This window comes from Nostoc sp. (genome assembly GCF_036919675.1).
Taxonomy (GTDB): Bacteria; Cyanobacteriota; Cyanobacteriia; order Cyanobacteriales; family Nostocaceae; genus Nostoc.
In genome coordinates, this window is the sequence record NZ_JBALCP010000054.1 from 60,696 (window position 1) to 86,404 (window position 25,709).

Genomic DNA, 25,709 nt, shown 5'->3' on the forward strand with positions numbered 1-25,709 from the left:
CATATATGCCCCAGACTTTTCTATAATAATTAAGTCATTCCCGTCATCAAAATTAGCTTGTGACTACCACTCCCCTATCTCCAAGTTCAATTGCTCAGGTTCCCGATACGCTAGGCCGCTTTGGACGCTTTGGCGGTAAGTATGTACCTGAAACGCTCATGCCTGCCCTTGCTGAATTAGAAACAGCTTATCAGCAATACCGCAATGATCCTGGTTTTCAAGCAGAACTACAGCAGTTATTACGGGACTATGTAGGACGTGCCACACCATTGTATTTCGCTGAACGCCTCACTGCTCATTATGCCCGACCCGATCGCACAGGGCCACAAATTTATTTAAAGCGTGAGGATTTAAATCATACTGGTGCTCACAAAATTAATAATGCCCTTGGTCAAGTATTGTTGGCAAAGCGCATGGGTAAGCAACGAATTATTGCCGAAACAGGTGCTGGACAACATGGAGTTGCTACGGCAACAGTTTGCGCTCGTTTTGGGCTGGAATGCATAATTTACATGGGCGTTCATGACATGGAACGCCAAGCTTTGAATGTGTTCAGAATGCGACTGATGGGGGCAGAAGTGCGTCCGGTGGAAGCGGGAACAGGAACGCTCAAGGATGCCACTTCTGAAGCAATCCGCGATTGGGTGACAAATGTGGAAACAACTCACTACATCCTGGGTTCGGTAGCAGGGCCCCATCCTTACCCGATGATGGTACGTGATTTCCATGCAGTAATTGGCCAAGAAACTCGCGCCCAAGCAATCGAAAAGTGGGGTGTATTGCCTGATATTCTCTTGGCTTGTGTCGGTGGTGGTTCCAATGCTATGGGACTATTCTATGAGTTTATTAATGAGTCTTCTATACGGTTTATTGGGATTGAGGCAGCCGGAGAAGGTGTCAATACCCAAAAACACGCAGCAACCTTGACAAAAGGACGAGTTGGTGTATTGCACGGAGCAATGAGCTATCTCCTGCAAGATGAGGATGGGCAAATCATTGAGGCACACTCAATTAGTGCAGGTTTAGATTATCCCGGTGTAGGTCCAGAACATAGCTATTTGAAGGATATTGGTCGTGCCGAATACTATAGTGTGACGGATGCAGAGGCTTTGGCGGCATTCCAGCGATTGTCAAAATTGGAAGGGATTATCCCGGCATTGGAAACAGCCCATGCGATCGCCTACCTCGAAACTCTATGTCCCCAACTAACCGACAGTCCGCGGATTGTAATTAACTGCTCTGGACGCGGCGATAAGGATGTACATACAGTAGCCAAGTTATTAAATGATGCGTAAAAAATGTATATCTAATTTTTGAGAGAAAGCAATAATGGATCAACAATTCCAACACTCTATGCTACCGCAACCCACTCACGACGAGTTGGCACGCCAAAACTTTGTGCAAAGTCTGACTATGCACATTTCCAGAAATATCTATCCTGGGAATAAAGTACTTTATGAAAAACTAGCCAAGCCGAAGTTTGAACAAGAACATCAGCGTCCTCCCCAGAATCGTTATGAAATTCGGGAAGTAATGCAGGATGAACCCTACTACCGCTGGACGGGTGCCCTGAAGCGAATCAACCAGGAAATGTTATGGGATGCTGTAAATACCAGCGTTGACAGACAACTGCCAGAGTTGATTGAGCGTGCCAAAGATCAGGGTAGTGAACTGGGTACTTTAACCCTCGACCCAAATTTTCAAATACCTACTTATGAAAAGGCTGTAGACATTCACTGTATGCCCGGAGGATATCACAGTGAATTCACTGCTGATGATATAGCTGCTGGTGCAACTTATGATCGCGGCTCTTACGTTTATGGTGTAGGTTGGTTGGGGCCGCTTAACGATGATATAGGGCTATCTATAGTCCAGAACTACATCCTACCAGAATATCCCGACTTTCGACCCAGAAAAATTCTCGATATGGGATGTTCTGCCGGCAATAGCACATTACCCTATGTAGATGGTTTCCCAGATGCAGAAGTCCATGCCATAGATGTAGGCGCACCCATGTTGCGTTATGCTCATGCAAGAGCCGAATCCTTAGGAAAACGGGTACACTTCTCTCAGCAAAATGCCGAACACACTAACTTTCCAGATGAATCATTTGACTTAGTGGTTTCTCACATTTTGCTGCACGAAATTCCCCCGCCAGCCGTCCGTAAAGTTATGCAAGAATCTTATCGTCTACTGGCTCCTGGTGGAATGATGCTCCATGTGGAAGCACCTCTCTATCGTCACATGGATGTGTATGCACAGTTCATGTTTGATTGGCAAACCGCTAACAACAACGAACCCTTCTGGAGTGCTGTACGCGATCTGGATTTAGTGACGCTAGCTACTGAGGCTGGTTTTGCAGCAGATAAGACATTCGAGAAGTTTGTCCCTAATGGGGCATGGAAAGCAAAAGTAACTAATGACCTGTTTAAAAAGGGTAACTCAGGCAGCCAAGGCACTTGGTTTGTAGTTGCTGCAACTAAGTAAGCAGAGGAAGTATACCAATTCGTAATCACGTTCGCGGACTCGCTAACGTAAATCGTAATGACGCTCTCTACGAGACGCGCAAGGAACGCGGACTCCCTAACGTAATTGAGAAAGTCAGATTTTATCTGGGTTTCTTTCTTTTGTATGTGTAGTCTTATTTTTGGAGAATTGGTATTAGGATGGCAAAAATAGCTAAGGGTAAACGACCTGTTTACTTAGACAATCCGCAAAGCGATAAATTGTTGGCGATCGTCATGGCTTTGACTGGTGAGGTATCCGTGTTGCGTGAGCGGCTGGACACCATTGAACAGGTGTTAGAGGTTAAAGGGATTTTATCGGCTACTGAGATTGAAGCTTACGAGCCGGATGCCAAAGTAACTAAGGAACGGGAACAGTGGCGTGCAGAATATATTGCGCGGGTGTTGCGCGTGGTACAGGAAGAGTTAGAAACTCTCAACCAAAGCTAGTCGCCCAGAAGTTTTAGTGAAAAAATTTATGCCATTTACAGCAGTTTGCAAGTAAGTGAGCTACAAAAGGCAGGACTCAAAATCAGATATAAAGAGTTTTTACCTCCTGCCTCCAAACCCGTAGCTTTGTACTTCATGCAAAAGAAAACTGCTGTATATTCTATATTTCGCAATTTAAACAGTATTAGTACTTAGTATATTTATCTCTTTACATTCAAAAATAGTTTATAATAATTATTCTTACTAAATATTAATACTGCTAATTGTTGGGAATTTTTGATTATTTTTTAACCATTATTAGCCAAATATTGGAAATATTCGTGTATTACACAATGAAGTGCATAAAGGGGCTTATCTAAAAATTATCATACTAATGGTAGATGGCAATTTTTTATAAATATGAAGAAACTTTCGTAAAATCGTGAATTTAAACGTTTGCTGGTAGTTTTTGAACATAAAACCTCATAAACAGAGGTATATAGACCGATAACCAATTTGTCACATTGACCTAGCTTGGTTAGATTGTCTGTAACTTTAGTTACAGCAAATGATTAAAACAACAATTTACGGACTTGCTTTAAGCAGCATTATTCTCAATAGTGGAGCGATCGCTACTCCGGTAACAAATCAAACTTTTACATCAAAAAGCTCATATGTATTAAGTGATACTTTTAATATTGCAGCATCTAGAATAGACACTGCTACTTTAGAACAGTCGGTTTTCAACCAAATTAATAACTACAGAGCTTCCCAACGGCTACCAGCGCTGACTCGTAATTCTGCCATCGAGAATCAAGCCAGGATTCACAGTCAGAACATGGCTAATGGTACAGTTTCCTTTGGACATACGGGATTTTCAGAACGTGTTATAGCAATCGGTATTCCTTACAGAGCAGCTGGTGAAAATGTTGCTTACAACCAGGGATATAGTGATCCTGCCACAATAGCTGTTCAAGGCTGGCTCAAAAGTCCAGGGCATCTAGCCAATATCAAAGGTAATTATGATAAGACGGGGATTGGTGTCGCTAGCAACAGTAGAGGCGCAATCTACTTCACACAAATTTTCCTTCGCTGATAGATTTGGTAAAATTTAGGTTTGTTTTCTCAAATTCCCCAGACTTCAGCCTGCTAGCAGGCTGAATAATGTAGTTTCAATGACATTTGTCTATTGAAGACAAGATTATTTTTTGAGTAATTGATGAAAATTCTTAAATTATCAGTAAAAATAACCGTGATTTCATGAAGCTTATTTATTGAAGTATTGACAATTGGAAATGATTGTTTATACTTCCTGTACAACGATGTAGCCAGATTGCCGAAATTCATCAATCCTTAATAGGATCATGGTATATATTGTTGGAACTATAGGATAGAGTAGAAGTCATCTCTACACATTACGCAATTCTCCATGTTCCGACAAACTGCTTTTGGCATCGCTTTAAGTGCGCTTGTCCTTGCTAGTGGATTAACGACTGTTCCGATACCAAATTATCCTTCTACAAATACATCCACCCGTAATAAGCTGTTGTCACTTTTTTCCAGTCAGGTTGCAATATCGACTCCTACTTTTAAAACTACAGAGCTAGAAAAATCAGTTTTTGACGAAATTAATCGATATCGGGCTTCTAAAGGACTGCCAAAGTTGACCACAAATGCAAATATCACTCGACAGGCAAGAATTCATAGTCAAAATATGGCTAAAGGTAAAACGCCATTTAGCCATCAAGGATTTGAACGGCGAGTCAAAGCTATCCCTATTCGCTACAACAGTGCGGCGGAAAATGTTGCTTTCAATCGGGGATATAGCAACCCTGTGGACGAAGCTGTTACTGGTTGGATCAACAGTCCCGGACATTTAAAAAATCTTAAAGGAAATTATAACCTGACTGGAATTGGCGTTGCTACTAATAATCAAGGCGAAGTCTACCTTACACAAATGTTTTTTCGCACTAGGTAGATTTAATTTCTGATTTTTTTGCACAATAATAATGTAGTGTCTGACAAGACTTTTATCTGCTGGACACTGCAATTATTTTTGAACAATTCATGACATTATTAGATTTTCAGGTGAGTGATCGCGACCTCAGTGACGCAGCCCTTAGCCAGTATTTAGAATCTACAGCGATCGCAGTTGATACAGAAACGATGGGATTATTGCCGCAACGCGATCGCTTGTGTCTTGTCCAGCTGTGCAATCTAGAAGGAAAAGTGACTGCAATTCGCATAGTCAAAGGACAAGCTGACGCTCCAAACTTAAAAAAACTCTTGGAAGCGGCAAATGTTGTAAAAGTGTTTCACTTTGCTCGCTTTGACCTTGCCACTTTACGAGCCAATCTGGGGATTCAGGTTCAGCCTGTTTTTTGCACCAAAATTGCTAGTAAGTTAGCCCGTACTTACACAAATCGCCACGGACTCAAAGATGTGGTGCAAGAGTTAGAAAAAGTGGAACTGGATAAAAGCTCTCAAAGTTCTGATTGGGGTAATGCTGCTAGTTTATCTGAAGCTCAACTGAGTTATGCTGCCAATGATGTGCGCTACTTACTTAGTGTGCGGCAGAAGTTAACAGAAATGCTCAAACGAGAAGAACGTTGGGAAATTGCTCAAGAATGTTTTGAATTTCTACCAACAATTGTTTCTTTGGATTTGTTGCAATTCAAGGATTTGTTTGAACACTGAATCAAACAGTAAACCTCTTGCAAAAGTTATATTTCTGGAGGACAAGCCTCTGGAGGCAGAATATTTTGTCTCCTGACTCTTCAACTTATCACATGCCTTTTCTTATAGTCAACGCCAAGGGCGAACGGCAACTTGTTCTCCTGCACGCTATTACGTAGCTTGCTTCCTCATTGGGGTACGGGGAATGGCAAAAGCCGCGGCTCAGAGTTCTCTGTGAATTCTGACTTATTTCCTCACGAGAAATTCAGATTTTGCAAGAAGTCTATTGCTGATTTGCTAACTTATTTTATGCATAAGAGCCAACATTGGAATCATCTGAACCTGTAGGAGTTCTAGATTCACTAATGTCTTACTTCACGTCACTGGTTTTATCTTGAATGTCTTGCTTCACGTCGCTGGCTTTCTCTTGGATGCCTTCTTTGACGTCACCGGCTTTCTCTTGAATGTCTTGCTTTACCTCACTGGCTTTCTCTTGAATGCCTTCCTTGACGTCACTAGCTTTCTCCTTAGCGTCACTGGCTTTCTCTTGAATGCCTTCTTTTAGGTTACTGGCTCCCTCTTGAATGCTTTCCTTTAAATTACTGGCCCCCTCTTGAATGCCTTCTTTTAGGTTACTGGCTCCCCTTTTAATGGCTTCTGTCGGGCTAGTGCCTCCCTTTTGCAGATTCTCTTGGTGATTTTTTAGCCGATCTACCACATTGTAGTCATCTGCACCTGGAGGAGTTGTTGATTCGACAATGCCTTCTGTTGGGCCACCGATCTCCTTCCACGCAGCAAGACCACCTTTGAGTTGAGAGACATGCTCAAATCCATTAGAACGCAGTTGTTGTGCGGCTTGGGCAGTTTCTTCTTCATTAGCCCCGTAAACGTAAATATCCCGGCTCTTAGCCAAAGAAGCTACTGCCCGCTCTACTAATTGATCTACTGGCATCGGCATCGCTCCCATAATGTGACCTTCGTTGAAGGTGTTGCGATCGCGCACATCCAGTATTGTAAAAGCTGGTTCGCCCCATTCTAGACGAGTCTTCAAGACATGAGCTTCAGATTGTGCTTCTATTGGTGGCTGTGGGGGAATGATGCCGCCTGCTAAATTGTTAGTCATAATTATTCTTTATTGACGATATTAATAGCAATTTAATGGACTAAGCATATTTAATTGCTCTTTCTCTGGGATGAATATTTTCAAACTCTCTCCTCAGATAGAGTGGGTAATTTAAATAATTTCTACCAATTAATCAATTGCCAATAAAGCCATTTAAGACTATAAGAAGACAATATTTTATATTAAGTTAATTAAATATATTTAAATTTTATGTTGATGATATTGAATAATCCAGCCAAATTTAAATAAAATTAAATTTACTATAATCCCTACATAACTGAAAAAATCTTAGTTTAAAATTAAAAATATTCAATCATTAATATAGTAATTTTGGACTTTTTCAATATCTGCGATCGCTAACAATAATATCTTTTCAATCTCTTGCTGCACTGTTAGAGTTATACAAGCAGCGCTATAGCGATTCTCATTTGAATCAGATATCAAGGTAGGACACGGCATTGCCGTGTCCTACCTTGTATCTGTGTTCATCTGTGATTAATTATTTTTTCTGTATCTTACCCATGCGGGAACCGCTATATTAAAGCAATCTACCAGTAATTTATTGATATCTTAATATTGCTGAAGCAATTCTTTTTGCGGTTCGTTAAACTGCCCATAACCAATATTGTGATACTTAATCAGCATATCTCTTAATTGTTCATCCCAGGCTTTACCAAGAGGACTCAAGGTATGGCCAGATTTGGAGACTTGGGGAAATTGTTTCCCTATCCCAATGCACAGGCGGCAACCCGATGCGGGTTTAATGTAAAAGCACCAACTTTTGGTGGCTTTCAATCAGGTGGGGTTCCAATCTCAATCTGCAAGACTCCCCTTCGCCAGATTAAGATCTGACAAAAATTTTGGCAAAACTGGCAACATGACCCTTAGCTTGCCGCCAGTCCAAGACTTGTCATAGTCTTATGCTGAAACTTGTAGTATACTATATGCTTAAGAGGGTAGCTACATGTAAATGCACGCTGAGTAAATTTTCGTAGACCCTGTTCAAGAAGACATACCTGTTGCCTAGAGTACATTTGGGGAAATAGGAGTTTAGAATCTAGTTTGGCTTATAGCTTTGTTTGTGAGCCTTTGTAGATACCTAATTAATCAGGTAGTGCGTTACTCTTCCAAAGTTGTAGCAATTGCTGTGGTGTTTGTTATTTCTCTCGACTATTTGCGGTTATGGAGATGGTCTTCAATTACACTCATCTTCACTATAAAAGTTTATGATTATACAATAAAAATTAAAAATTTTACAAAAATCATCCAATAATTATATATTCTATAAGCATTAGATGATTGAAGTTTTCATATTTATGGAAAATTAATTGTACACAAGTACTACAGTAGCGATAGTACTCAGCATAGACGCGTGTGAATACATTCTCAACAGAAACACCTCAAGCAAAACTGGCACAACAGCAAATCGCCCAATCCACAATAGGCAGCATTATGGTTATGGTTTCTGAGACTACTCCCAAAATTCTGATCGTTGATGACGACTTCGGTGTCCGAAATCTCGTGTATCGTTTTTTAAGTCGGAAATATCAAATAGAGTCGGCAGCAGATGGTAAGACTGCCTTGTCGTTGTTTGAGCAATTCAATCCAACTTTAGTAATTCTGGATTGGAATTTGCCCGATGTTAATGGTTATAGCCTCTGCCAAGAAATGCAGAGTCGTACTAATGTTTTAGTGCTGATACTGACTAGTAGGACTGACGAGGCTGATAAAATTAAAATCTTGAGCGCAGGTGCTGATGATTTCATGACTAAACCATTTAGTCTTGCAGAAGTTGAAGTTAGAGTAGAAGCTCTTTTAAGGCGGATACGCTACATCAACCCCTCCCCAACACAACGTATTCTCTTTAAGCAGCTAGCAATTAACCCAGAGGGTCGGGAGGTAACACTTAATGATAGACCTCTGGCTTTAACAGCGCTGGAATTTAATATCTTACATTTTTTGGCAAGTCATCCTAATCAGGCTTGGAGTCGTCCACAGCTAATCCAAAAAATCTGGGGTTGCGACTACATAGGAGATGGCCGAGTGGTTGATGTGCATATTGGTCAGCTTCGTAAGAAGATGGAAGTCGATGCCAGCATACCGGAGTTTATTAAAACTGTGCGGGGCTATGGTTACAAGTTTGAAGCGCCCGACGAAAATACTGATTCCTGATCTTTCTGATTTCGGCAGTACTTGATAATAATGAACGACTCAGATAAGTCAGCATTAGTCTTATTGCTTACTTAAATACTTTTACTGAGGCTTGACTGGATAACTTGCGTTAATTTGGGACATTGATACAAACTGATTTAGTAATTTCGTGTCTGCTCAAGCCTCAGACAGTAACTTTATTGCTTTTAATATATCGTTTCAAGATAAGTTTCAACAAAATTCAAATATACAGAGCTTATCCGAAGTTTCGCCTATAGGTAAAATTTGGGACAAGCACAGAGCTAATACTGATAAACTCTTGCATTATTATGCCAAAGCAGACGAGCATTTTTTTCAGCAGTATGCTTGGCGCATGAGAATCTGTTCCGAGTTGCTGGAGTTTCAATTAGTGCCAGACGAATCGGAAGGTATTCTCAAGTTAAAGCTATCAGATGCCCGATTCTGTAGGGTTCGTCACTGTCCAATTTGTCAGTGGCGACGATCGCTCATGTGGAAAGCAAGGGCTTACAAAATTCTCCCACAGGTTGTCACTGATTACCCCAAGCACCGTTGGCTGTTTATTACCTTGACTGTAAAGAATTGCCAAATTAAGGAACTCAAGGATAACTTGGATTCGATAAATAAAGCTTTTAAGCGATTGACTGAGTTGAAAGCATGGCCTGCGAAAGGTTGGGTGAAGTCCACTGAAGTGACTAAAAGTAAAGATGGAGTCTCGGCACACCCGCATTTACATATTTTGGCAATGGTACCGCCTTCGTATTTCAGTCATGGCTATCTTTCTTATGCCAAATGGGTAGCGTTGTGGCAGCAGTGCTTACGGATTGATTACCAGCCAATTATTCATACTAGCGCGATCGCAAAGCATCATAACCCCTCACTACTTATCCCAGAAATTCTCAAGTATCAGGTGAAAGAGTCAGATTTGGTGGGTGATAGAGAATGGTTTCTAGAGTTAACCCGTCAGTAATTTTTTACAAAGAATTTCAGATTGCTATATTAGAGCTAACGTTCGTTTAAGACCTATGGAGAAAATTGTTCAAGAAGTCGAAAAATTAAACTCAGATTCTAGAACTGTTAAAACCGCGCATTATCTGGCTTTTCAAAAAAAGCAAGTTAAGCATAAAATTGTTGGTGGATGCATTATTATAATAAACATTATAATTCTTTCTCCTTTGCTTGAACTTTTAACGCTGAAATATACGGTAATTTTTGTAAGATTTTTAGCTATTGTTTCCGCATCTTTAGCGGCATTTCAAACATTTATTTAATTATCAAAAAGAGATTGAATTACATCTAAGTGCTGGAGAAGCACATACAAGATTTTATCGTAAATCCAGATTTATTTTATCAAAATATACGGACAAATTAATAGAAAAAGATGGTTTTTTGAAAGAATCTGAGGACTTGCTTCAGGATTATCTTAATGCCAATAATACTTATAAAAGTTGTATCCCATCTAATAAAGATTATGATGATGCTGTTAATTCAAATGAAAAATGTACTAAAAAATAATTGTTTTTTTGACAAAACAACGTCACAGTTTGCTCAGAGCAAACGCACGTCTAAATTACTCTTGATCACAACCAAGGTTAACAACCAACGGAAAAATGAGCATTTCTCGTTTGGAGCAAAGCTGTACTTAAATACTTCTAATTAGTACTTGGTGAGAAGTTATATTTCTAGACATAATCATTCATAATTTCTCTTAGCCAGCCTTCGACTAACCAACTCAGCTGCTAAATGTATTGCTGCTTTCATACTCGTAGCATCAGCAATTCCCTTACCCGCAATATCAAACGCTGTCCCGTGATCTGGTGAAGTCCGAACGAAAGGAAGACCAATAGAAGTATTAACTGCCCGATCAAACGCCATCAGCTTCACAGGAATTAAGCCTTGGTCGTGGTAAAGTGCCAAGTAGGCATCAGCAGGATTTTGTACTAAAGAATTTCCATACCAAGCTTGACCAGGCTTAACCCACATCGTATCTGGCGGTATCGGCCCATCTAGCTGTAATTGTGGTCTATTTTGCCGCTCTTGCTCCAACCAGGGAATAAGCCAATCCTGTTCTTCATGTCCCAATTGTCCCTGTTCGCCACTGTGAGGATTCAAACCTGCGATCGCAATTCTCCCTCTATCTATGCCAAAATCTTTCTCCAAACACTCCACCAGCAAATCCAGTTTTTGTGTCAACAACTGCGGTGTCAATGTATCGGCTACTTGACGTAGGGGAATATGTGTGGTAGCAAGTAGAGCGCGGAGTATCCAATTAGTATGGGGCGATCGCGCTACAAATAACATCCCAAAACGGTCAACACCTGATTTTTGTGCCAAAAGTTCCGTTTGCCCTGGATAATTATATCCTGCGGCTTTCCAAGCAGATTTAGCAATCGGCCCGGTGACAATACCATCAAATTTACCAGCGAGTGTTTGAGCGATCGCATATTCCATATAGGCAAAACTAGCCGCACCACTCGCTGCATTACCTATGCCGGTGATAATTTCACCTTTAATTTCCCCATCCAACTGCACATCGCTGATTGACAACTCGTCTGGATTTGCCAAAGCTGCTAAATTCTCAGTTAAATTCAGTTTGTGATAACTCTGTGCCAGCAAATCCCGGTTAGCCACCACTGTAACGTCATATTTTTTACTAATTTCCGGATCTGCTAAAGCTTTCAAAATCACCTCCGGCCCAATCCCCGCCGGATCTCCCACCGTCAGCACCAAACGCGGACGATTCTCTTTGCAAAAATTTACTAAATTATCTTGATTATTTTGATACATAAAATCTCTTCATAATTATTATCATCAACTTTCCCAATTTCCCCATCTCCCTCTCTGCCAACAGTAGGGATTGCCCTCTAAACCAGTAGGGATTACCTGCTAAACTAGTTTAAAATTATTTACACAGGTCTAATCCTACAGCAACTATTGAAAAGCTTCTGGTAGACCTAGTTTACACACCACTTTGCATAAGGAGAATCACACCAATGGGCGGCGAAATTTTGGATGCAGCTCTATTGTCCTTCGGTTTAATCTTCGTGGGCTGGGGCTTAGGCGCTTTGTTACTGAAAATTCAAGGCACAGAAGAATAATCCCTACAGTAATCGGCTATTGAGAGGGAAGAGGTTTTCCTTTGCCTTGAAAAGTTCTGTTCGCCTCAAACTGGCGTTCATACTTTTCGCTAATTGGGAAAAAAGCTTGTCCGTTTACCGGACAGCCATTTTCCCATGAGCCTATCCAAATAAATTGATTTTCTGAGAAAAGATGTAAACTTTTGTTTGCATAGGTTATTCTGATAACATTCTTTTCATAAAACATTAAAATTTATTACAACCCTCATGACATTATTAATTGTCGGTGCCACTGGCACCTTAGGAAGACAAGTGGCTCGTCGTGCAATCGATGAGGGATATAAAGTACGTTGTCTTGTTCGGAGCAGTAAAAAAGCAGCTTTTCTCAAAGAATGGGGTGCAGAACTCGTACCGGGAAATTTGCGTTACCCCGAAAGTCTAGCGGAAGCATTGTCAGGTGTAACCCAAGTTATTGATGCGTCAACATCTCGCCCTACAGATTCACTGAGTATTAAACAAGTAGACTGGGACGGCAAAGTAGCATTGATTCAAGCTGCAAAAGCAGCGGGTGTAGAGCGTTTTATCTTCTTTTCGATTTTAGATGCTGATAAATACCCAGAAGTGCCGCTAATGGAAATTAAGCGATGTACAGAACTCTTCCTGGCTGAGTCTGGCTTGAATTACACCATCTTGCGGCTAGCTGGGTTTATGCAAGGATTAATCAGTCAGTATGGGATTCCGATTTTGGAAGCACAACCAGTTTGGGTGACTGGTAATTCTTCTCCCATCGCCTATATGGACACTCAAGACATTGCTAAGTTTGCTATTCGAGCATTGAGTCTGCCCGAAACGGAAAACCAAGCTTTTCCTGTAGTCGGTACTCGTGCATGGAGTGCAGAGGAAATCATCAACCTGTGCGAACGCTTATCTGGAAAAGATGCCAGGGTAACGCGGATGCCAATAAACTTGCTGCGTACTGTGCGGGGCTTAATGCGGTTCTTTCAATGGGGATGGAACGTAGCAGATAGGCTAGCGTTTACAGAAGTCTTGGCTAGTGGTAAAGAGTTAAATGCTCCAATGGATGAAGTATATACAGTTTTTGGCTTAGATCAGCAACAAACCACAACGCTAGAAAGCTATCTACAAGAGTACTTCAGCCGAATTATGAAGAAGCTCAAGGAGTTAGACTACCAGAAAAATAAAACCAAAAAGCAGAAACCTAAAAAAACTCCTTTTAAACAGTCTTCAAAAGTCAATAGTCAATAGTCATTAAAAAACAGACATTAGTCGTAAAACTCTAGACTCTGGATATTTGACTCTAGATTAATGACTACATGGTCAAAAATGTGTAAGGATTACATAATACAGAGCATCGCCTAAACTTGGATATTTGAGTGTGCCGAAAGCAGGCATTATCTACAATGACGTTAAACCGATAGCGAGTCGTATCGCTATCGAGTTGAAAGACAAGCTAACCGCAGCCGGTTGGAATGTATGTATCACATCGAGTATCGGTGGCATACTGGGCTACTCTAACCCGGATAGTCCTGTTTGCCACACCCCCATTGACGGTCTGACACCCCCTGGTTTTGACTCAGATATGGAGTTTGCAGTGGTGTTAGGGGGAGACGGCACTGTTTTAGCAGCATCTCGTCAGGTAGCCCCCTGTGGTATCCCACTACTAACAGTGAATACCGGCCACATGGGATTTTTGACGGAAACCTTCCTGAATCAATTGCCCCAAGCACTAGAACAGTTGATGGCGGGTGAGTATGAAATTGAAGAACGAGCCATGCTCACTGTCAAAGTGTTTCGGGGAGATTCAGTGCTATGGGAAGCCCTCTGCTTGAATGAAATGGTGCTGCATCGGGAACCTTTGACCTCTATGTGCCATTTTGAAATTGCCATCGGGCGTCATGCGCCAGTAGATATTGCGGCGGATGGTGTGATTGTTTCTACGCCTACTGGTTCTACAGCTTACTCATTGAGTGCTGGTGGCCCAGTGGTGACTCCTGGCGTACCTGCTTTACAGCTAGTACCCATTTGTCCCCATTCCCTAGCTTCTAGAGCATTGGTATTTCCAGATACTGAATCTGTCAACATCTATCCAGTCAATATTCCTCGACTGGTGATGGTGGTGGATGGTAATGGCGGGTGCTATATCCTACCAGAAGATAGAGTATATATGGAGCGATCGCAATATAGTGCCAGATTTATTCGCCTGCAACCGCCTGAGTTTTTCCGAATTTTACGAGAAAAATTAGGTTGGGGTTTGCCACATATCGCAAAACCAACTTCGGTAGAATTACCTTAGTTATTGGCCAAGCAGGGCATTGTTAAAGAAGCGAGGAAGCAAACAGAAAATTCTTTCCCTCTGTTCCTCTGCTCCCATGCCCGATGCTCAATTTGCTGATTTCCTTCCAGAATTACTGGTATGGAGATGGTATTTGGAGTTAGTTATTAAGATTGCATCCGAGAATTCAATGGCTGACACCTGAACGTGCTAAAAGATCCTTAGCCACGTGTCAAATCAGGATTGCTCCATCACTACAAACTCGTAATTGCACTTCTAACTGATGTAAAGATTTTCACTGGAATATATTTACAATCCCAAATCCAATATCCTAAATTGTTATGACAGTTGCTCAAAGTCCCTGTGTTTTGGTGATTGAAACCGATGAGAGCCTAGCAAATCAGCTTTCTTGCGATTTGCAAGAAGCCGGCTATGAATCAATTTTGGCTCATGATGCAACGAGTGGTTTGCAACACTGCCGCGATCGCCAGCCTGCTTTAATTGTTTTAGACCGGATGCTAGCAGGCGAATCAGGACTCTCATTGTGCAAAAATCTGAGAAGCACTGGTATGCGATCGCCTGTATTGATTTTAATGGCAAGGGATACAGTCGATGATCGTGTAGCTTGTCTAGAAGCTGGAGCCGATGATTATATCCTCAAGCCTTACCGCTCAGAAGACTTTTTAAAGTTAATTCGCCTCTACTTAAAACCTGATTTGGATACCACGGAGCAATTACGCTTTGGGGATCTGATTTTAGACATCGCAACTCGCCGTGCCATACACAGCGGACGGGCAATTGACTTGACAATGAAGGAATTTGAATTATTAAAATTCTTAATGGAACATCCTCGTGAGGTGTTAACCCGCGAACAAATTTTAGAAAATGTTTGGGGTTACGACTTTCTCGGTGAGTCAAATGTAATTGAAGTGTACATCCGCTACTTGCGCCTAAAAATTGAAGATGAAGGTCAAAAGCGCCTTATTCAGACAGTGCGAGGCGTAGGGTACGTTTTAAGAGAATCCTAGTACGCTGTGGTGGAAGTTTGCCTATCTTTAACAAGGGGATTCGTTGCCTCATTCCCAGTCTCAGACTGGGAATACACATTTGGGGGCTGCTGCCTCCCACCCCAACGGTTTCTGCCTACAACACTGTAAAATTGAAATCTAAATTACAAAATCAAAAAGAATTATGACTCGTTGGCTAGGTTTGCTCTCGATGTTACTGAGTATTTTTCTGATCGGCTGTTCTGTGCCAACAACAGCTAAACCTCCCACCCTTACGTCTGGTTCTCAAAATCCAGCACCAGAGAGTTTAGGTCAAACACTACCAATTTCTGCAAAAGCCATTGTTCCTAATGGCACAACGATTCAGCTAGAAGTGGCGCAGACGTCAGAACAGCAAGCGAAGGGATTGATGTATCGACCAGCTTTGCCAGATAACCGAGGGATGCTGTTTGGGTTCCCTTCAGCACAACCAGTCAGTTTCTGGATGAAGAATGTACCTGTGGCTTTGGATATGGTATTTCTACATAAGGGTGTAGTTAAATATATTCAGGCTGCTGCACCTCCTTGTGCAAGTGAGCCTTGTCCTACCTATGGCCCCAATACACCAATCGATAAGGTGATTGAACTTCGCTCTGGAAGAGCTGCCGAATTGAAGTTGAAAGTGGGCGATATTGTCAAAATTGAGTTTTGAAACTCCGGCGCTTTGTGAGGATAAAGATTTTGGTGGTTGCTCTGTTCAGAGCCGATACTATCGAAATATATATTTTTTTTGTAAAAAATGTCACGTATTGTGGTAAAACAGTCATCTGTAACGCTACTATTTAAAAACTGTGATAATAATGTAAAATTCTACTGTCTCCAAGCTCAAATCGCAGTTTTAAGGTTTGGTTGCAAAATATTCCCTTCGGCGTAAATGTAAATAGTCGCCAATAAGAGAATATAGGCTATGGAATCTTTGTTACTAGATGTGTAATTAAATAAAGCATAAAAGTAAACAAGATTGAGTCAATTTAACTAGGTAAAAATACCGCTTGAGAATCGAGCAGATGATTTGTACGGAAATTTCTATTTCTCAGACCCTCTATGAAAAGCCTTTCTTTAAGGCAGATTAAAAAACTGTGTTGGGGTGTATAGCCGATAACGGCACAGTGACAGATGAAATATTGGCTACTGGCTACCGAGCAATGGTGAACTGAATATATGACAATACATTCTGCACAAGGAGGTGAGATACAAATGTCACCATCAAAATATTCTCGACTTATTCATTTTTTGCAAGAAGATTTGGCAATTTCCACAGCATCGCTGGCGGTGGCGCTTCGGCATCGAGAGCAAGATCCAGGCCCTTTGGCAATGATTCTTTGGCAGTATGGGTTAATTACTCTAGAGCAGTTAGACCAAATTTATGATTGGCTGGAGACAGCGTAGATCATACCAATTTTGAATTTTGAATTTTGAATTTTGAATTTTGAATTTTGGTGAAGCAGCGCAGTTTTCTCGCTACAGCCCTTCTCAAGACAGGAGACACTCTTGCGTTCGGGCATCTTACGGCAGGCGCGAGCGTCTCCCTTGGGAGAAGGGGAGACGCTCGCTCAAAGGGGTTTCCCCAAGTAGAGGAGCCAGCCGTATGGGCGGGTCTGCCGACTTGAGCGGACTGGCGTCAAGTGGCGTGAGACGATACCGCACATAACGTAGCGTAAAGCCTTCTCTTCTCCCAAAGGGAGAGGCTACGTGAACGAGAGGCTTGTCTGCGACACGCTCCGCGTAGCTTGCTTCCCCGTAGGGATACGCCAACGGCATGGCTTCTATACGAGACGCTGTTCGCGTTCGCTTAGAACGAGTCAAACGCTTGCGGACTCTCTAATGCTGTGCTATCGAGCATCAGGGATTAAAAGTCTCTACCAAAAGGCTGTTACCGGAATCTCAAACAATGCTATTTATGCATTTATGCCAATTTAGGATCATACTAAGTTACCAAAGTTAGTATTGTTTAGTCTCAAATACGCTGTGCGACTGTCTCCGGAGTAAATAATACTATCTAGGGCAAGTTGGTATCATCTAAGAGAATTAAAGCTTGTTAGATCAGCTCTACCCTGTGTAAAATTTGATACATAGGTCTATTGACTGTGGCGGTTTCTACTCATTTACATCCAAATCAAAAGAGCGAGTTGATAATTTAACTCGCTCTTTTGATTTAGTGCTCAGTACTCAGGACTGACTAAATACTCTAACTGCTGCCGCTATACCAGATCCAGGGGTGAAGTCTTCGTAGCCAAGTTCTCTTAGGGTAACTTCTAAGGATGCTATACAGCTAAGGATATCGCGATCGCTCACAAAACCCAAGTGACCAATGCGGAAAATTTTGTTACTCAAATGGTCTTGACCGCCTGCTAGGGCAATATCAAAACGTTTTTTCATCAATGACCGAATCTTATCCGGTTCAATTCCCTGCGGTGCTACAGCCGTAATCGCCGGACTGGCGGAACTATCTGCTGCAAGCAGAGGTAAATTTAACCCTTGAATGGCGGCGCGGGTAGCATTCTTGAGCCGTTCGTGTCGAGCAAATATTGACTCCAAGCCTTCCTCTTTCATAATTCGCAACGTGGTGTGCAGCGCTACGATCAAGTTTACAGGCGGAGTAAATGGAGTTGTATTTTTGGCTGTGGCTTTCCGATATTTGCCTAAATCCAAGTAATATTTCGGTAGCTTCGCAGTTTTGTAAGCTTCCCAAGCTTTGGGGCTGACAGAGACAAAACCTAATCCCGGTGGAATCATATAACCTTTTTGGGAACCGGAGGCGACTATATCCAAACCCCAAGCATCTACAGGTAGATTGAACGCACCCAAGCTAGTCACGGCATCAACGATAATTAAAGCTTCACCGTGTTCTTTGACATGGCGGTTAATGGTTTCTAGGTCATTCAACACACCCGTCGAGGTTTCGCTGTGGGTAATGATTACGGCTTTGATTTGCTTTTGGGTATCTGCTTGGAGTTTTTCGGCAAATACCTCTGGAACTAAGGGTTTTCCCCATTCAACCTTAACTTCTTCTACATTCAAACCGTAGGCTTGACCGATTTCTACCCAACGTTCGCCAAATTTACCATTAGAGCCAACTAAAATGCGATCGCCTGGAGAGAGAAAATTAATTATTCCAGCTTCTACAGCACCTGTACCACTGACATTCAGCGTCAGCACATCACTTTTAGTTTGGTGCAGCCATTTGAGATTTTCCGTCACCTCTGCCAATATCTTGCTAAATTCACTGGTGCGGTGCCCAATCGGATGCTTGGCTAATGCCAGTAAGGCAGCTTCTGGCACCGGGGTTGGGCCAGGAATCATCAGCATCAGCTTATCGTTCATGTGTCTATCCTAAAGTTAAATAGAAGTCAAAATTGTGGGAAGTTGGTTAAGTCTGGTAGCAAATTCTAGATATTCATTTACAAATTACACTCAGTTTGTCACCAGTCTTGTTGTATATTTTCCGAATCCATAGAAAAAGTATCGTGGGAGTTATTGATCGGTAAGTTTGACCTTTGCAATTTATATGAGACTCCAACTCAGATGAAACCTCTGTTCCAGGCAATTTTACCACACACCTAGATGCCAGGTTAAGGCGTCTAGTTTGTAGGGGAGTGGCTATTTTAGCCAAGGGCGAAGCGTCTATCTAGACTTTTACAATTTTAGGCACAGGTATGAAAAATTCTTAAATCTTACCTATAATCCGCCTGTGTTGTTTTTATTGAAACACGCAAAATCGTTTTGAATATCGCGGCAATTGTCGGTGAAAAAGCTATGTTTTGCTTCAACGAAGGAAGTAACCTCCTACACTATGCGGAAGACTAGGATGTCACCGTTTGCTAAGAGATAGAAAATACCTAACCCAAATTTTTCAATCTGCTTGGGTCGAAGATTTGTTATTGAATTGCCATTCTCTAAAGAATACCTCCATCTATAGAGGAGGTGACGATTTATTTGAGTCCAAATCGCTTCGATGCTAATATCCAAGACTTCTCTGGCTTACTCGATGGCGATTCATTTGCCGCAGAAGTTGAGATATTTATGCTACCAAATGCTGCACATTGTGAACCGGCACTCAGTGGTAAGCGATGCCTACTGCGGGCTACGCCTACGCGAAGAAACTATAAATTTTTATACTATACTTACAAAATTGCTACAATTGTACAATTGTGCTTAGTCTTGTTAGTTACCATTCATGGTGAGTCGTTTTTAACTAGTGTCAGTTCATAAACTGTCACTCACCAGATCCCCGGTTTTCTTGCAAAAGAGATATTCTTAGTTAGTGCAAGGAGTGATACCATTTCACCACATGTTTGTCACAAGTTATCCCCGCAATACTCCCTGTCAAGGGAGTGTTGCAGATTTCAAATGTTACATCAAACGAGTGAGTTGGTATAAGCTTTTACGGGAAAGCGCTTGAGTGAGCAAAACTCTCAAGCGCTTTTTCGTGTATAAATCAAACAGTCCTACTCTCTGGACGATCATATAGATGTTATTAAATACACATATACCAGAGAAAGAAACTACTGTTACAAAACTTCTTGCAACAGATGCTTCATGGCTTTAACATCCCTACAGAAGAATTAAAAAGTGACTCCTATAAGACTCATCTAGGCAGAGCAGATAAACTAGCAAGACGCGCTATATACGCTCTGGAAATGCACAATAACAACAGTAGGTATATTAATCAGACTGCTATCCAATGTCTCACAGGTAGCAAGCCTGCCACAATTAAAGAAATTCTACAGACTTGATCACCACAACGCCAAACACGATTTAAATCCTTACGATAACCGCCAAGGCAATGGTCGCAAAATTGATTTAGAAATCGATTTAGTAGCACTTGTACGAAACGGGCAAGAAATGATTTAGTACGATTTAGGAATGTGTACTCTCCGTCTGAGACTAACGTTTAGCAGATTCTGGGGAGATGTCGGGATAGATCAAATTCGGTCTGCCACTCTCTCAATATACAAAGTCCATTGCTCAGGCATTAGGAAGAACAAACACGATGAAAAGAGTTATCTTAGGGTTCTTACCCTGGATCATTTATTCTGTGTTGGCAAACAGAGGGGAGAGTGGTATCCTCCACGGGGCAATTATTGCACTCGTCCTGACGTTCATTCTTGGACGTGAAAATTTACGTAAAGGCTTCATTTTAGATTGGTGTACGGTTGTCTTTTTTGCCTTCGTTCTAGTTGTGGGTGTTTACTTGCGGCATCCTTTCATTACGCAACATCCAGGACTTTTTGCCGACGGTGCCTTGGCGGTAATTACGATTGGCTCCTTACTCGTGGGTATCCCATTTACGATTCAGTATGCCCGTGAGCAAATTACTCAAGAACATTGGAATAGTCCTATTTTTATTCGCGTGAATCAGATTCTTACCCTGACTTGGGGGATTGCCTTCGCGCTGAGTGCATTGATCAGTTGGCTGCTGCCGCTCAACGTTTCTACAATTCTACACATTGTCCTGGTTGCGATCGCCATCTTGATGACGATACGGTTCCCCGCTTGGTATCGCAATCAGGCATTAAAAAATAGGAGTACAGAGATTATGAATTCAGATGTGATTTAGCAATGGTTGGTCAGCATGAACGCCTACCGTGTTCTCTTCCCTCTACTCTTAGCTGACTACAAAATTCACTAACTTTCCAGGCACCACAATCACCTTTTTAATCTCTTTACCCTCAAGGTTACGCTGGGCAACTTCTGATTCACGGGCGTACTTCTCTTGCGCTGCCTTATCTGCTTGCGCTGGCACTTGAATTGTGCCGCGAGTTTTGCCATTAATCTGAATCACTAAAGTGATTTCATCAGCTACCAAAGCAGCCGGGTCAAAAGATGGCCAAGTTTGAGTGTGAACTGAATCAGTTTCACCCAATAAATGCCATAATTCATCAGCAATGTGTGGTGCAAATGGTGCTAGCAATAGCACCAAATTCTGAATACCTTCTGCGTAAATTGGTGAATTTTTGCCGCTGGCATCAGTTAGGGCATTACTCAACTTCATCAATTCTGAAATAGCTGTGTTGAATTGATATTCACCTTCCACATCTTCTGTCACCGCTTGAATAGCTGTATGAATCGCCCGCCGCAATTCCTTTTCTGCCTTAGTTAAATCAGATTGGGCTTGCTTACAGGATACCCCAGCCGCAACATAATCTGTCACCAAACGCCAAACCCGATTTAAAAAGCGGAATTGTCCTTCCACATCGGCTTCATCCCATTCCAGGTCTTTTTCTGGCGGTGCTTTGAACAAGATGAACATCCGTGCTGTATCTACACCGTATTTGGAAATTACATCTTCTGGCGCTACACCGTTACCCTTTGACTTAGACATTGTGGCGTAGAGACGTTGTAATGGTTCGCCTGTATCGGGGTCACGGGGGTCGGCAGAATTGACCAGATTAGAAGGAATCCATTTATCTTTACCGCCCTTGTTGGGATTTAGGTAAGTTAAACCCTGTACCATACCTTGAGTTAAAAGGCGTTGGAAGGGTTCATCAAAGTTTAACAAACCTCTGTCCCGCAGCACCTTAGTAAAGAACCGCGAATACAACAAATGTAAAATCGCGTGTTCAATCCCACCTACGTACTGCTCCACTGGCATCCAGTCGTTAATTTTACTGGAATCGAAAACTTGTTGTTCATTCTTAGCGTCAGGGAAGCGCAAGAAATACCACGACGAATCAATAAAAGTATCCATCGTGTCAGTTTCGCGCTTCGCCGGAGTGCCACAAGTTGGACAAGGCACATTTACCCAGCTTTCTAACTGACTTAAAGGTGAACCGCCACGTCCAGAAAATTCCACCTCTTCTGGCAACTGAACTGGCAAATCTTTATCAGGCACTGGCACTATCCCACATTTGGGACAGTGAATTACAGGTATTGGTGCGCCCCAGTAACGCTGCCGCGAAATTAACCAATCCCGCAAGCGATATTGCACCCGCATTTTACCAAAACCTTGTTGTTCGGCGTATCCAATTATGGCTTGTTTAGCATCTGCGGAAGCCATACCAGTAAAAGGCCCAGAATTAATTAAAATTCCTGGTTCAGTGTATGCCTGGTTATATTCAATTTGGATCAGTTGTGTGACTTCATCAATCTCTGATGTTGGACTTAAGTCAAAACCTGCAACATCATCTGGGGAAGCTATAACAAAATCAATCGGCAAATCGTAATTTTTGGCAAACTTAAAATCCCGGACATCGTGTGCTGGTACTCCCATCACTGCCCCAGTACCATACTCATACAGTACATAGTCAGCAATCCAAATGGGCACTTCTTCTGCTGTAAACGGGTTAATTGCCACCCCACCTGTGGGGATACCCCGCTTAGGTTTGTCTTCAGCAGTCCGTTCCAACTCACTTTGATTGGAAACCTCTTTAATAAAGGCTTCTACCGCTGCTTGTTGTTCTTTTGTGGTGACGCGCTTTGTTAAGGGATGTTCTGGTGCTAACACTAAGTAGCTGACACCATAAACGGTATCTGGACGTGTGGTGTACACGCCGATTTTTTCATCTATCCCAATGATCGGAAATTCTAAGTAAGCGCCTGTAGATTTACCAATCCAGTTTGCCTGCATCAACTTGACGCGTTCCGGCCAACCTGTCAATTTATCTAAGTCATTCAGCAATTCTTCGGCGTAGTCAGTAATCTTAAAAAACCACTGCCGCAATAATTTGCGCTCAACTATTGCCCCACTGCGCCAGGAACGCCCTTCGTTATCAACTTGCTCATTTGCCAGTACAGTTTGGTCAATGGGGTCCCAGTTTACCGCTGCTTCTTTTTGGTAAGCTAACCCAGCTTGCAAAAACTGCAAGAAAATCCATTGCGTCCACTTGTAATAATCCGGTGAACAGGTAGCAAGTTCACATTCCCAGTCGATGGATAAACCAAGACGCTGCAATTGCTGCCGCATCTGAGCAATATTCTGATAAGTCCACTTTGCTGGCGGCACACCACGGTCAATGGCGGCATTTTCTGCCGGCAACCCAAAGGCATCCCAACCCATTGGGTGTATTACCCGATACCCTTGCATTCGCTTGAGACGGGCAATCACATCGGTAATCGTATAATTACGGACGTGACCCATGTGTAGGCTGCCCGATGGATAAGGGAACATGGATAAAGCGTAAAATTTTGGCTTGTTGCTAGCTGTAGGTGTTTGATTTAAGCCAAGTTCTACCCATGTTTTTTGCCATTTTTCCTCAATCGCTGCTGGGTTATATCGGGAATCCACCAAAAAAATTCTCCTACTGGGTCTGTCTAGGTTAACCTGCTATGTCAACCTGCTAGGTTAACCTATATTGTAGGTCAACTACTCACAGATTTATATAATTGAGCATCAGCCTGATTATGCCCGAACTGCTAGTGTTTCAGGTATAGCAAGAGTCATTTGATGAAGGGTTAGATGGTTGAATCAAATATACAATTTTCCGATTTGGTGCGGGTTTTTGTCTACGGCACACTCAAACCAGGTGAAGCTAACTATAAAAAATACTGTGCTGACAAGATAATAGATGTTAAAAGAGCTTTTGTACAAGGTAAATTGTTTGCTCTGCCAATGGGCTACCCAGCGATGACACTAGGGAATACCCAAGTTTACGGATATTTACTTTCTTTTTCTAACCCAAGGATTTTAAATAAGCTAGATGTGCTGGAAAATTACCAGCCCACTAGACAACCACCAGAAAACCTCTATAATCGACAAATTATCGAGGTTTATCAGCCACAGTCGCTCTCTCTGGGTTGGGCTTGGGTTTATTTGATGACTCTAGACCAAGTTAACCAATTAGGAGGATTCCTCCAACCTGACGGCTGGTGGACAGGCTGTGGTTTAACAGCAAAGTACAGTTATGATCTGTGAACTGTTAACTTTGCGATTAGTTTATATCCTGTTTAGAGTCGTGCCGTTGCGGCTGTACCGGATAGATTGGATTTTCTGGAGAAGCTACTGCTGCTTTAGGAATTTCAATTACCGGGTTATTTAGTCCCACCATCAGCGGGGAAAGTGGAACCATAGACGCTGAGGACGTTTGTATCGGTTCTATTTCTGGTCGTTGTGCCAGTTGCCGCGGACTCGAACCACCAGATACTAAGCCAGATACTGCACCGATTACACAAGCCGCAATGGCTGCACCTCCCACCATCCAGTTTAAACGGGAACGGCGGCGCAAACGTGTCAATACTTGCTGAACTGTTGCTTCTGGTGACTGTTGGGCTGTTGGCACTGGGAGAGTCCGCAAGCCTTGGCGCAGCTTTAAGAGTCGGGCATACAAGCATTGAACTGAGGCATCATTTGCCAGCCATTCTTCTACTTGCCTGCGTTCTGGGGCTGTGACTTCACCATCGAGATAAGCACTCAATAACTCGAAGCGATCGCGCTTCACCATATCCATAAGACCCGTTGATTCATTGGTATGCTTGGCCATTCCATCTGACAAATCTTGAGGAAGTTGCAAAGGAGAACGGTCGTAAAACTGAGAATCAGTAGTCATCTTAACATTATTACCAATTCAAACACGGGTAAACTGGACGGAAATTCGGAAAAATTAGCCAATTTTCCTCCTAAGGGCAGAGGCAATCTACATCTTTGTGATAATTCTTAATCAATACTTAAATTCTGCCATTGGGCAGAGGCTAGATGCTGTAAATTAGGAGTCTAGATAATTCTGCAAGTGAGCTTGCAGCCTCGATCTAGCTCTGGCAATTCTTGACTTCACAGTTCCTAATGAAACTCCAGTGATTTCGGCAATTTCTTCGTATGCCATGCCTTCGATTTCTCTGAGGACAATAGTAGTACGAAAGACTTCTGGTAAATCCGCGATCGCTTCCCGCAGTTGCTCGTAAAATTCTCTAGTTGTCAGTTCTTCTTCAGGACCTGGGGTATCGCCGGCGATTTCCCAATCCATCTCACCGTCCTCTAACAAGCGGGGAGCATCCAGTGACAAAGGACTCATAACCCGTTTGCGTTTACGCAACTCATCGTAAAACAAGTTGGTGGCAATGCGGCTTAACCAGCCCCGAAATTTAGCAGGCTCTTGTAATCGGTTAATATTCCGATAGACTCGAATCCAAACTTCTTGAGCCAAATCGGCTCTGTCAGCCCAATCTGGAGCCAGGTGGTATAGAACTTTATCAACTTGACTTTGATAGCGGCGTAATAGTTCTGCAAACGCAGCACGATCTGGTCGCAGTCCCGCTTGACAGCGCAAAATTAAATCGTGATTAGGGAGTTTGTCAACTTGCACTGATGCTTCTGGATACTTTGCATCAACCGTTGACCAGGATACAGTAATCGACTGACTCATAGATCGTACTGGCTCTAAATCATCCCTATCTATTAGACCTGCTAATGGGACAGAAGTTCCATGCTAAGGTGACGGATTTATGACTGGAACACTG

26 protein-coding genes and 1 pseudogene are annotated in these 25,709 nt (G+C 42.3%); 18 read left to right on the forward strand and 9 right to left on the reverse strand.

Translation table 11 applies throughout. The features are described from left to right. Positions 1-59: 59 nt before the first annotated feature. From trpB to V7K49_RS10445, 6 genes are all read left to right on the forward strand, one after another. Positions 60-1,295: a tryptophan synthase subunit beta gene (gene trpB / locus V7K49_RS10420; protein WP_335071803.1), complete on the forward strand. Its 1,236-nt coding sequence runs from the start codon at positions 60-62 to the stop codon at positions 1,293-1,295. 34 nt (positions 1,296-1,329) lie between these two features. Beyond that, positions 1,330-2,487 carry a class I SAM-dependent methyltransferase gene (locus V7K49_RS10425; protein ID WP_335205478.1) on the forward strand — a complete coding sequence of 386 codons (1,158 nt, stop codon included), beginning with the start codon at positions 1,330-1,332 and terminating at the stop codon, positions 2,485-2,487. Between the two features lie 179 nt (positions 2,488-2,666). Then, complete coding sequence (locus tag V7K49_RS10430; RefSeq protein ID WP_334871731.1) at positions 2,667-2,954, forward strand: hypothetical protein; 288 nt, start codon at positions 2,667-2,669, stop codon at positions 2,952-2,954. A gap of 547 nt (positions 2,955-3,501) precedes the next feature. Further along, a complete protein-coding gene (locus tag V7K49_RS10435; RefSeq protein WP_335205479.1) occupies positions 3,502-4,029 on the forward strand; it encodes a CAP domain-containing protein in 528 nt (175 codons plus the stop codon). Between the two features lie 333 nt (positions 4,030-4,362). Next, complete coding sequence (locus V7K49_RS10440) at positions 4,363-4,911, forward strand: CAP domain-containing protein (RefSeq protein ID WP_334797300.1); 549 nt, start codon at positions 4,363-4,365, stop codon at positions 4,909-4,911. Between the two features lie 89 nt (positions 4,912-5,000). After that, positions 5,001-5,630, forward strand: coding sequence for a ribonuclease H-like domain-containing protein (locus V7K49_RS10445; RefSeq protein WP_334871733.1), 630 nt, complete (start codon positions 5,001-5,003; stop codon positions 5,628-5,630). Between the two features lie 655 nt (positions 5,631-6,285). On the opposite strand, the pseudogene V7K49_RS10450 reads toward V7K49_RS10445, so the two are convergent. From V7K49_RS10450 to V7K49_RS10460, 3 genes and pseudogenes are all read right to left on the reverse strand, one after another. Continuing rightward, positions 6,286-6,732 (reverse strand): annotated as a pseudogene (locus V7K49_RS10450) (rhodanese-like domain-containing protein); the annotation flags it as partial. Positions 6,733-7,041: 309 nt separating this feature from the next. Further along, a complete protein-coding gene (locus tag V7K49_RS10455; protein WP_335205480.1) occupies positions 7,042-7,191 on the reverse strand; it encodes a hypothetical protein in 150 nt (49 codons plus the stop codon). Between the two features lie 111 nt (positions 7,192-7,302). Next, positions 7,303-7,527, reverse strand: coding sequence for an NACHT C-terminal helical domain 2-containing protein (locus V7K49_RS10460; RefSeq protein WP_334871735.1), 225 nt, complete (start codon positions 7,525-7,527; stop codon positions 7,303-7,305). A gap of 657 nt (positions 7,528-8,184) precedes the next feature. Between V7K49_RS10460 and V7K49_RS10465 the strand changes: the two genes are divergently transcribed. From V7K49_RS10465 to V7K49_RS10475, 3 genes are all read left to right on the forward strand, one after another. After that, a complete protein-coding gene (locus tag V7K49_RS10465) occupies positions 8,185-8,904 on the forward strand; it encodes a response regulator transcription factor (protein ID WP_298921358.1) in 720 nt (239 codons plus the stop codon). 148 nt (positions 8,905-9,052) lie between these two features. Then, positions 9,053-9,871 (forward strand): protein rep, encoded by an 819-nt coding sequence (locus tag V7K49_RS10470; RefSeq protein WP_335205481.1) that lies wholly within the window; start codon positions 9,053-9,055, stop codon positions 9,869-9,871. Positions 9,872-9,926: 55 nt separating this feature from the next. Next, positions 9,927-10,172: a hypothetical protein gene (locus tag V7K49_RS10475; protein WP_334871737.1), complete on the forward strand. Its 246-nt coding sequence runs from the start codon at positions 9,927-9,929 to the stop codon at positions 10,170-10,172. Between the two features lie 421 nt (positions 10,173-10,593). Here the strand turns inward: V7K49_RS10475 and pdxA are convergent, their stop codons facing one another. Further along, a complete protein-coding gene (gene pdxA, locus V7K49_RS10480; RefSeq protein ID WP_334871738.1) occupies positions 10,594-11,688 on the reverse strand; it encodes a 4-hydroxythreonine-4-phosphate dehydrogenase PdxA in 1,095 nt (364 codons plus the stop codon). Positions 11,689-11,894: 206 nt separating this feature from the next. Here pdxA and petM point away from each other — a divergent pair, with 206 nt between their 5' ends. After that, on the forward strand, positions 11,895-11,999 hold the full coding sequence (gene petM / locus V7K49_RS10485) for a cytochrome b6-f complex subunit PetM (RefSeq protein WP_273768155.1): 105 nt from the start codon (positions 11,895-11,897) through the stop codon (positions 11,997-11,999). Positions 12,000-12,015: 16 nt separating this feature from the next. On the opposite strand, the gene V7K49_RS10490 is transcribed toward petM, so the two are convergent. Next, positions 12,016-12,225 carry a hypothetical protein gene (locus V7K49_RS10490; RefSeq protein ID WP_334871740.1) on the reverse strand — a complete coding sequence of 70 codons (210 nt, stop codon included), beginning with the start codon at positions 12,223-12,225 and terminating at the stop codon, positions 12,016-12,018. A 20-nt stretch (positions 12,226-12,245) separates the two neighbouring features. Between V7K49_RS10490 and V7K49_RS10495 the strand changes: the two genes are divergently transcribed. The 5 genes from V7K49_RS10495 (at position 12,246) to V7K49_RS10515 (ending at position 16,706) form a co-directional block, all read left to right on the forward strand. After that, positions 12,246-13,244: an SDR family oxidoreductase gene (locus V7K49_RS10495; RefSeq protein ID WP_335205482.1), complete on the forward strand. Its 999-nt coding sequence runs from the start codon at positions 12,246-12,248 to the stop codon at positions 13,242-13,244. A 130-nt stretch (positions 13,245-13,374) separates the two neighbouring features. After that, on the forward strand, positions 13,375-14,292 hold the full coding sequence (locus V7K49_RS10500; protein WP_334871742.1) for an NAD(+) kinase: 918 nt from the start codon (positions 13,375-13,377) through the stop codon (positions 14,290-14,292). Between the two features lie 320 nt (positions 14,293-14,612). Then, positions 14,613-15,299 carry a response regulator transcription factor NblR gene (gene nblR / locus V7K49_RS10505; protein WP_273768161.1) on the forward strand — a complete coding sequence of 229 codons (687 nt, stop codon included), beginning with the start codon at positions 14,613-14,615 and terminating at the stop codon, positions 15,297-15,299. A 163-nt stretch (positions 15,300-15,462) separates the two neighbouring features. Further along, complete coding sequence (locus V7K49_RS10510; protein WP_334871744.1) at positions 15,463-15,969, forward strand: DUF192 domain-containing protein; 507 nt, start codon at positions 15,463-15,465, stop codon at positions 15,967-15,969. Between the two features lie 509 nt (positions 15,970-16,478). Further along, positions 16,479-16,706, forward strand: coding sequence for a DUF2949 domain-containing protein (locus V7K49_RS10515; protein WP_323199555.1), 228 nt, complete (start codon positions 16,479-16,481; stop codon positions 16,704-16,706). 780 nt (positions 16,707-17,486) lie between these two features. On the opposite strand, the gene V7K49_RS10520 is transcribed toward V7K49_RS10515, so the two are convergent. Then, positions 17,487-18,641, reverse strand: a complete 1,155-nt coding sequence (locus tag V7K49_RS10520) for a pyridoxal-phosphate-dependent aminotransferase family protein (protein WP_335205483.1) — start codon at positions 18,639-18,641, stop codon at positions 17,487-17,489. 600 nt (positions 18,642-19,241) lie between these two features. Here V7K49_RS10520 and V7K49_RS10525 point away from each other — a divergent pair. Continuing rightward, positions 19,242-19,529 (forward strand): hypothetical protein, encoded by a 288-nt coding sequence (locus tag V7K49_RS10525; RefSeq protein ID WP_335205484.1) that lies wholly within the window; start codon positions 19,242-19,244, stop codon positions 19,527-19,529. A gap of 781 nt (positions 19,530-20,310) precedes the next feature. Next, the gene (locus V7K49_RS10530) at positions 20,311-20,877 is read left to right on the forward strand and encodes a hypothetical protein (RefSeq protein WP_335205485.1); all 567 of its coding nucleotides are present in this window, start codon (positions 20,311-20,313) and stop codon (positions 20,875-20,877) included. Between the two features lie 48 nt (positions 20,878-20,925). On the opposite strand, the gene leuS is transcribed toward V7K49_RS10530, so the two are convergent. Then, complete coding sequence (gene leuS, locus V7K49_RS10535; protein WP_335205490.1) at positions 20,926-23,544, reverse strand: leucine--tRNA ligase; 2,619 nt, start codon at positions 23,542-23,544, stop codon at positions 20,926-20,928. A gap of 171 nt (positions 23,545-23,715) precedes the next feature. On the opposite strand from leuS, the gene V7K49_RS10540 reads away from it, so the two are divergent. Then, a complete protein-coding gene (locus V7K49_RS10540; protein WP_334871747.1) occupies positions 23,716-24,171 on the forward strand; it encodes a gamma-glutamylcyclotransferase family protein in 456 nt (151 codons plus the stop codon). A 16-nt stretch (positions 24,172-24,187) separates the two neighbouring features. On the opposite strand, the gene V7K49_RS10545 is transcribed toward V7K49_RS10540, so the two are convergent. Continuing rightward, positions 24,188-24,802 (reverse strand): anti-sigma factor family protein, encoded by a 615-nt coding sequence (locus V7K49_RS10545; protein WP_335205486.1) that lies wholly within the window; start codon positions 24,800-24,802, stop codon positions 24,188-24,190. 156 nt (positions 24,803-24,958) lie between these two features. Then, positions 24,959-25,615, reverse strand: coding sequence for a sigma-70 family RNA polymerase sigma factor (locus tag V7K49_RS10550; RefSeq protein ID WP_273768177.1), 657 nt, complete (start codon positions 25,613-25,615; stop codon positions 24,959-24,961). Between the last annotated feature and the right edge of the window lie 94 nt (positions 25,616-25,709).

What these genes read in the sequence shown, in the direction of transcription:
- V7K49_RS10425 (WP_335205478.1), top strand. Translation starts at nt 1,330, where the DNA reads ATGGATCAACAATTCCAACACTCTATGCTACCGCAACCCACTCACGAC.
- V7K49_RS10430 (WP_334871731.1), top strand. Translation starts at nt 2,667, where the DNA reads ATGGCAAAAATAGCTAAGGGTAAACGACCTGTTTACTTAGACAATCCG.
- V7K49_RS10435 (WP_335205479.1), top strand. Translation starts at nt 3,502, where the DNA reads ATGATTAAAACAACAATTTACGGACTTGCTTTAAGCAGCATTATTCTC.
- V7K49_RS10440 (WP_334797300.1), top strand. Translation starts at nt 4,363, where the DNA reads ATGTTCCGACAAACTGCTTTTGGCATCGCTTTAAGTGCGCTTGTCCTT.
- V7K49_RS10445 (WP_334871733.1), top strand. Translation starts at nt 5,001, where the DNA reads ATGACATTATTAGATTTTCAGGTGAGTGATCGCGACCTCAGTGACGCA.
- V7K49_RS10455 (WP_335205480.1), bottom strand. Translation starts at nt 7,191, where the DNA reads ATGCCGTGTCCTACCTTGATATCTGATTCAAATGAGAATCGCTATAGC.
- V7K49_RS10465 (WP_298921358.1), top strand. Translation starts at nt 8,185, where the DNA reads ATGGTTATGGTTTCTGAGACTACTCCCAAAATTCTGATCGTTGATGAC.
- V7K49_RS10475 (WP_334871737.1), top strand. Translation starts at nt 9,927, where the DNA reads ATGGAGAAAATTGTTCAAGAAGTCGAAAAATTAAACTCAGATTCTAGA.
- pdxA (WP_334871738.1), bottom strand. Translation starts at nt 11,688, where the DNA reads ATGTATCAAAATAATCAAGATAATTTAGTAAATTTTTGCAAAGAGAAT.
- petM (WP_273768155.1), top strand. Translation starts at nt 11,895, where the DNA reads ATGGGCGGCGAAATTTTGGATGCAGCTCTATTGTCCTTCGGTTTAATC.
- V7K49_RS10490 (WP_334871740.1), bottom strand. Translation starts at nt 12,225, where the DNA reads ATGTTTTATGAAAAGAATGTTATCAGAATAACCTATGCAAACAAAAGT.
- V7K49_RS10495 (WP_335205482.1), top strand. Translation starts at nt 12,246, where the DNA reads ATGACATTATTAATTGTCGGTGCCACTGGCACCTTAGGAAGACAAGTG.
- nblR (WP_273768161.1), top strand. Translation starts at nt 14,613, where the DNA reads ATGACAGTTGCTCAAAGTCCCTGTGTTTTGGTGATTGAAACCGATGAG.
- V7K49_RS10510 (WP_334871744.1), top strand. Translation starts at nt 15,463, where the DNA reads ATGACTCGTTGGCTAGGTTTGCTCTCGATGTTACTGAGTATTTTTCTG.
- V7K49_RS10515 (WP_323199555.1), top strand. Translation starts at nt 16,479, where the DNA reads ATGACAATACATTCTGCACAAGGAGGTGAGATACAAATGTCACCATCA.
- V7K49_RS10520 (WP_335205483.1), bottom strand. Translation starts at nt 18,641, where the DNA reads ATGAACGATAAGCTGATGCTGATGATTCCTGGCCCAACCCCGGTGCCA.
- V7K49_RS10530 (WP_335205485.1), top strand. Translation starts at nt 20,311, where the DNA reads ATGAAAAGAGTTATCTTAGGGTTCTTACCCTGGATCATTTATTCTGTG.
- V7K49_RS10540 (WP_334871747.1), top strand. Translation starts at nt 23,716, where the DNA reads ATGGTTGAATCAAATATACAATTTTCCGATTTGGTGCGGGTTTTTGTC.
- V7K49_RS10545 (WP_335205486.1), bottom strand. Translation starts at nt 24,802, where the DNA reads ATGACTACTGATTCTCAGTTTTACGACCGTTCTCCTTTGCAACTTCCT.
- V7K49_RS10550 (WP_273768177.1), bottom strand. Translation starts at nt 25,615, where the DNA reads ATGAGTCAGTCGATTACTGTATCCTGGTCAACGGTTGATGCAAAGTAT.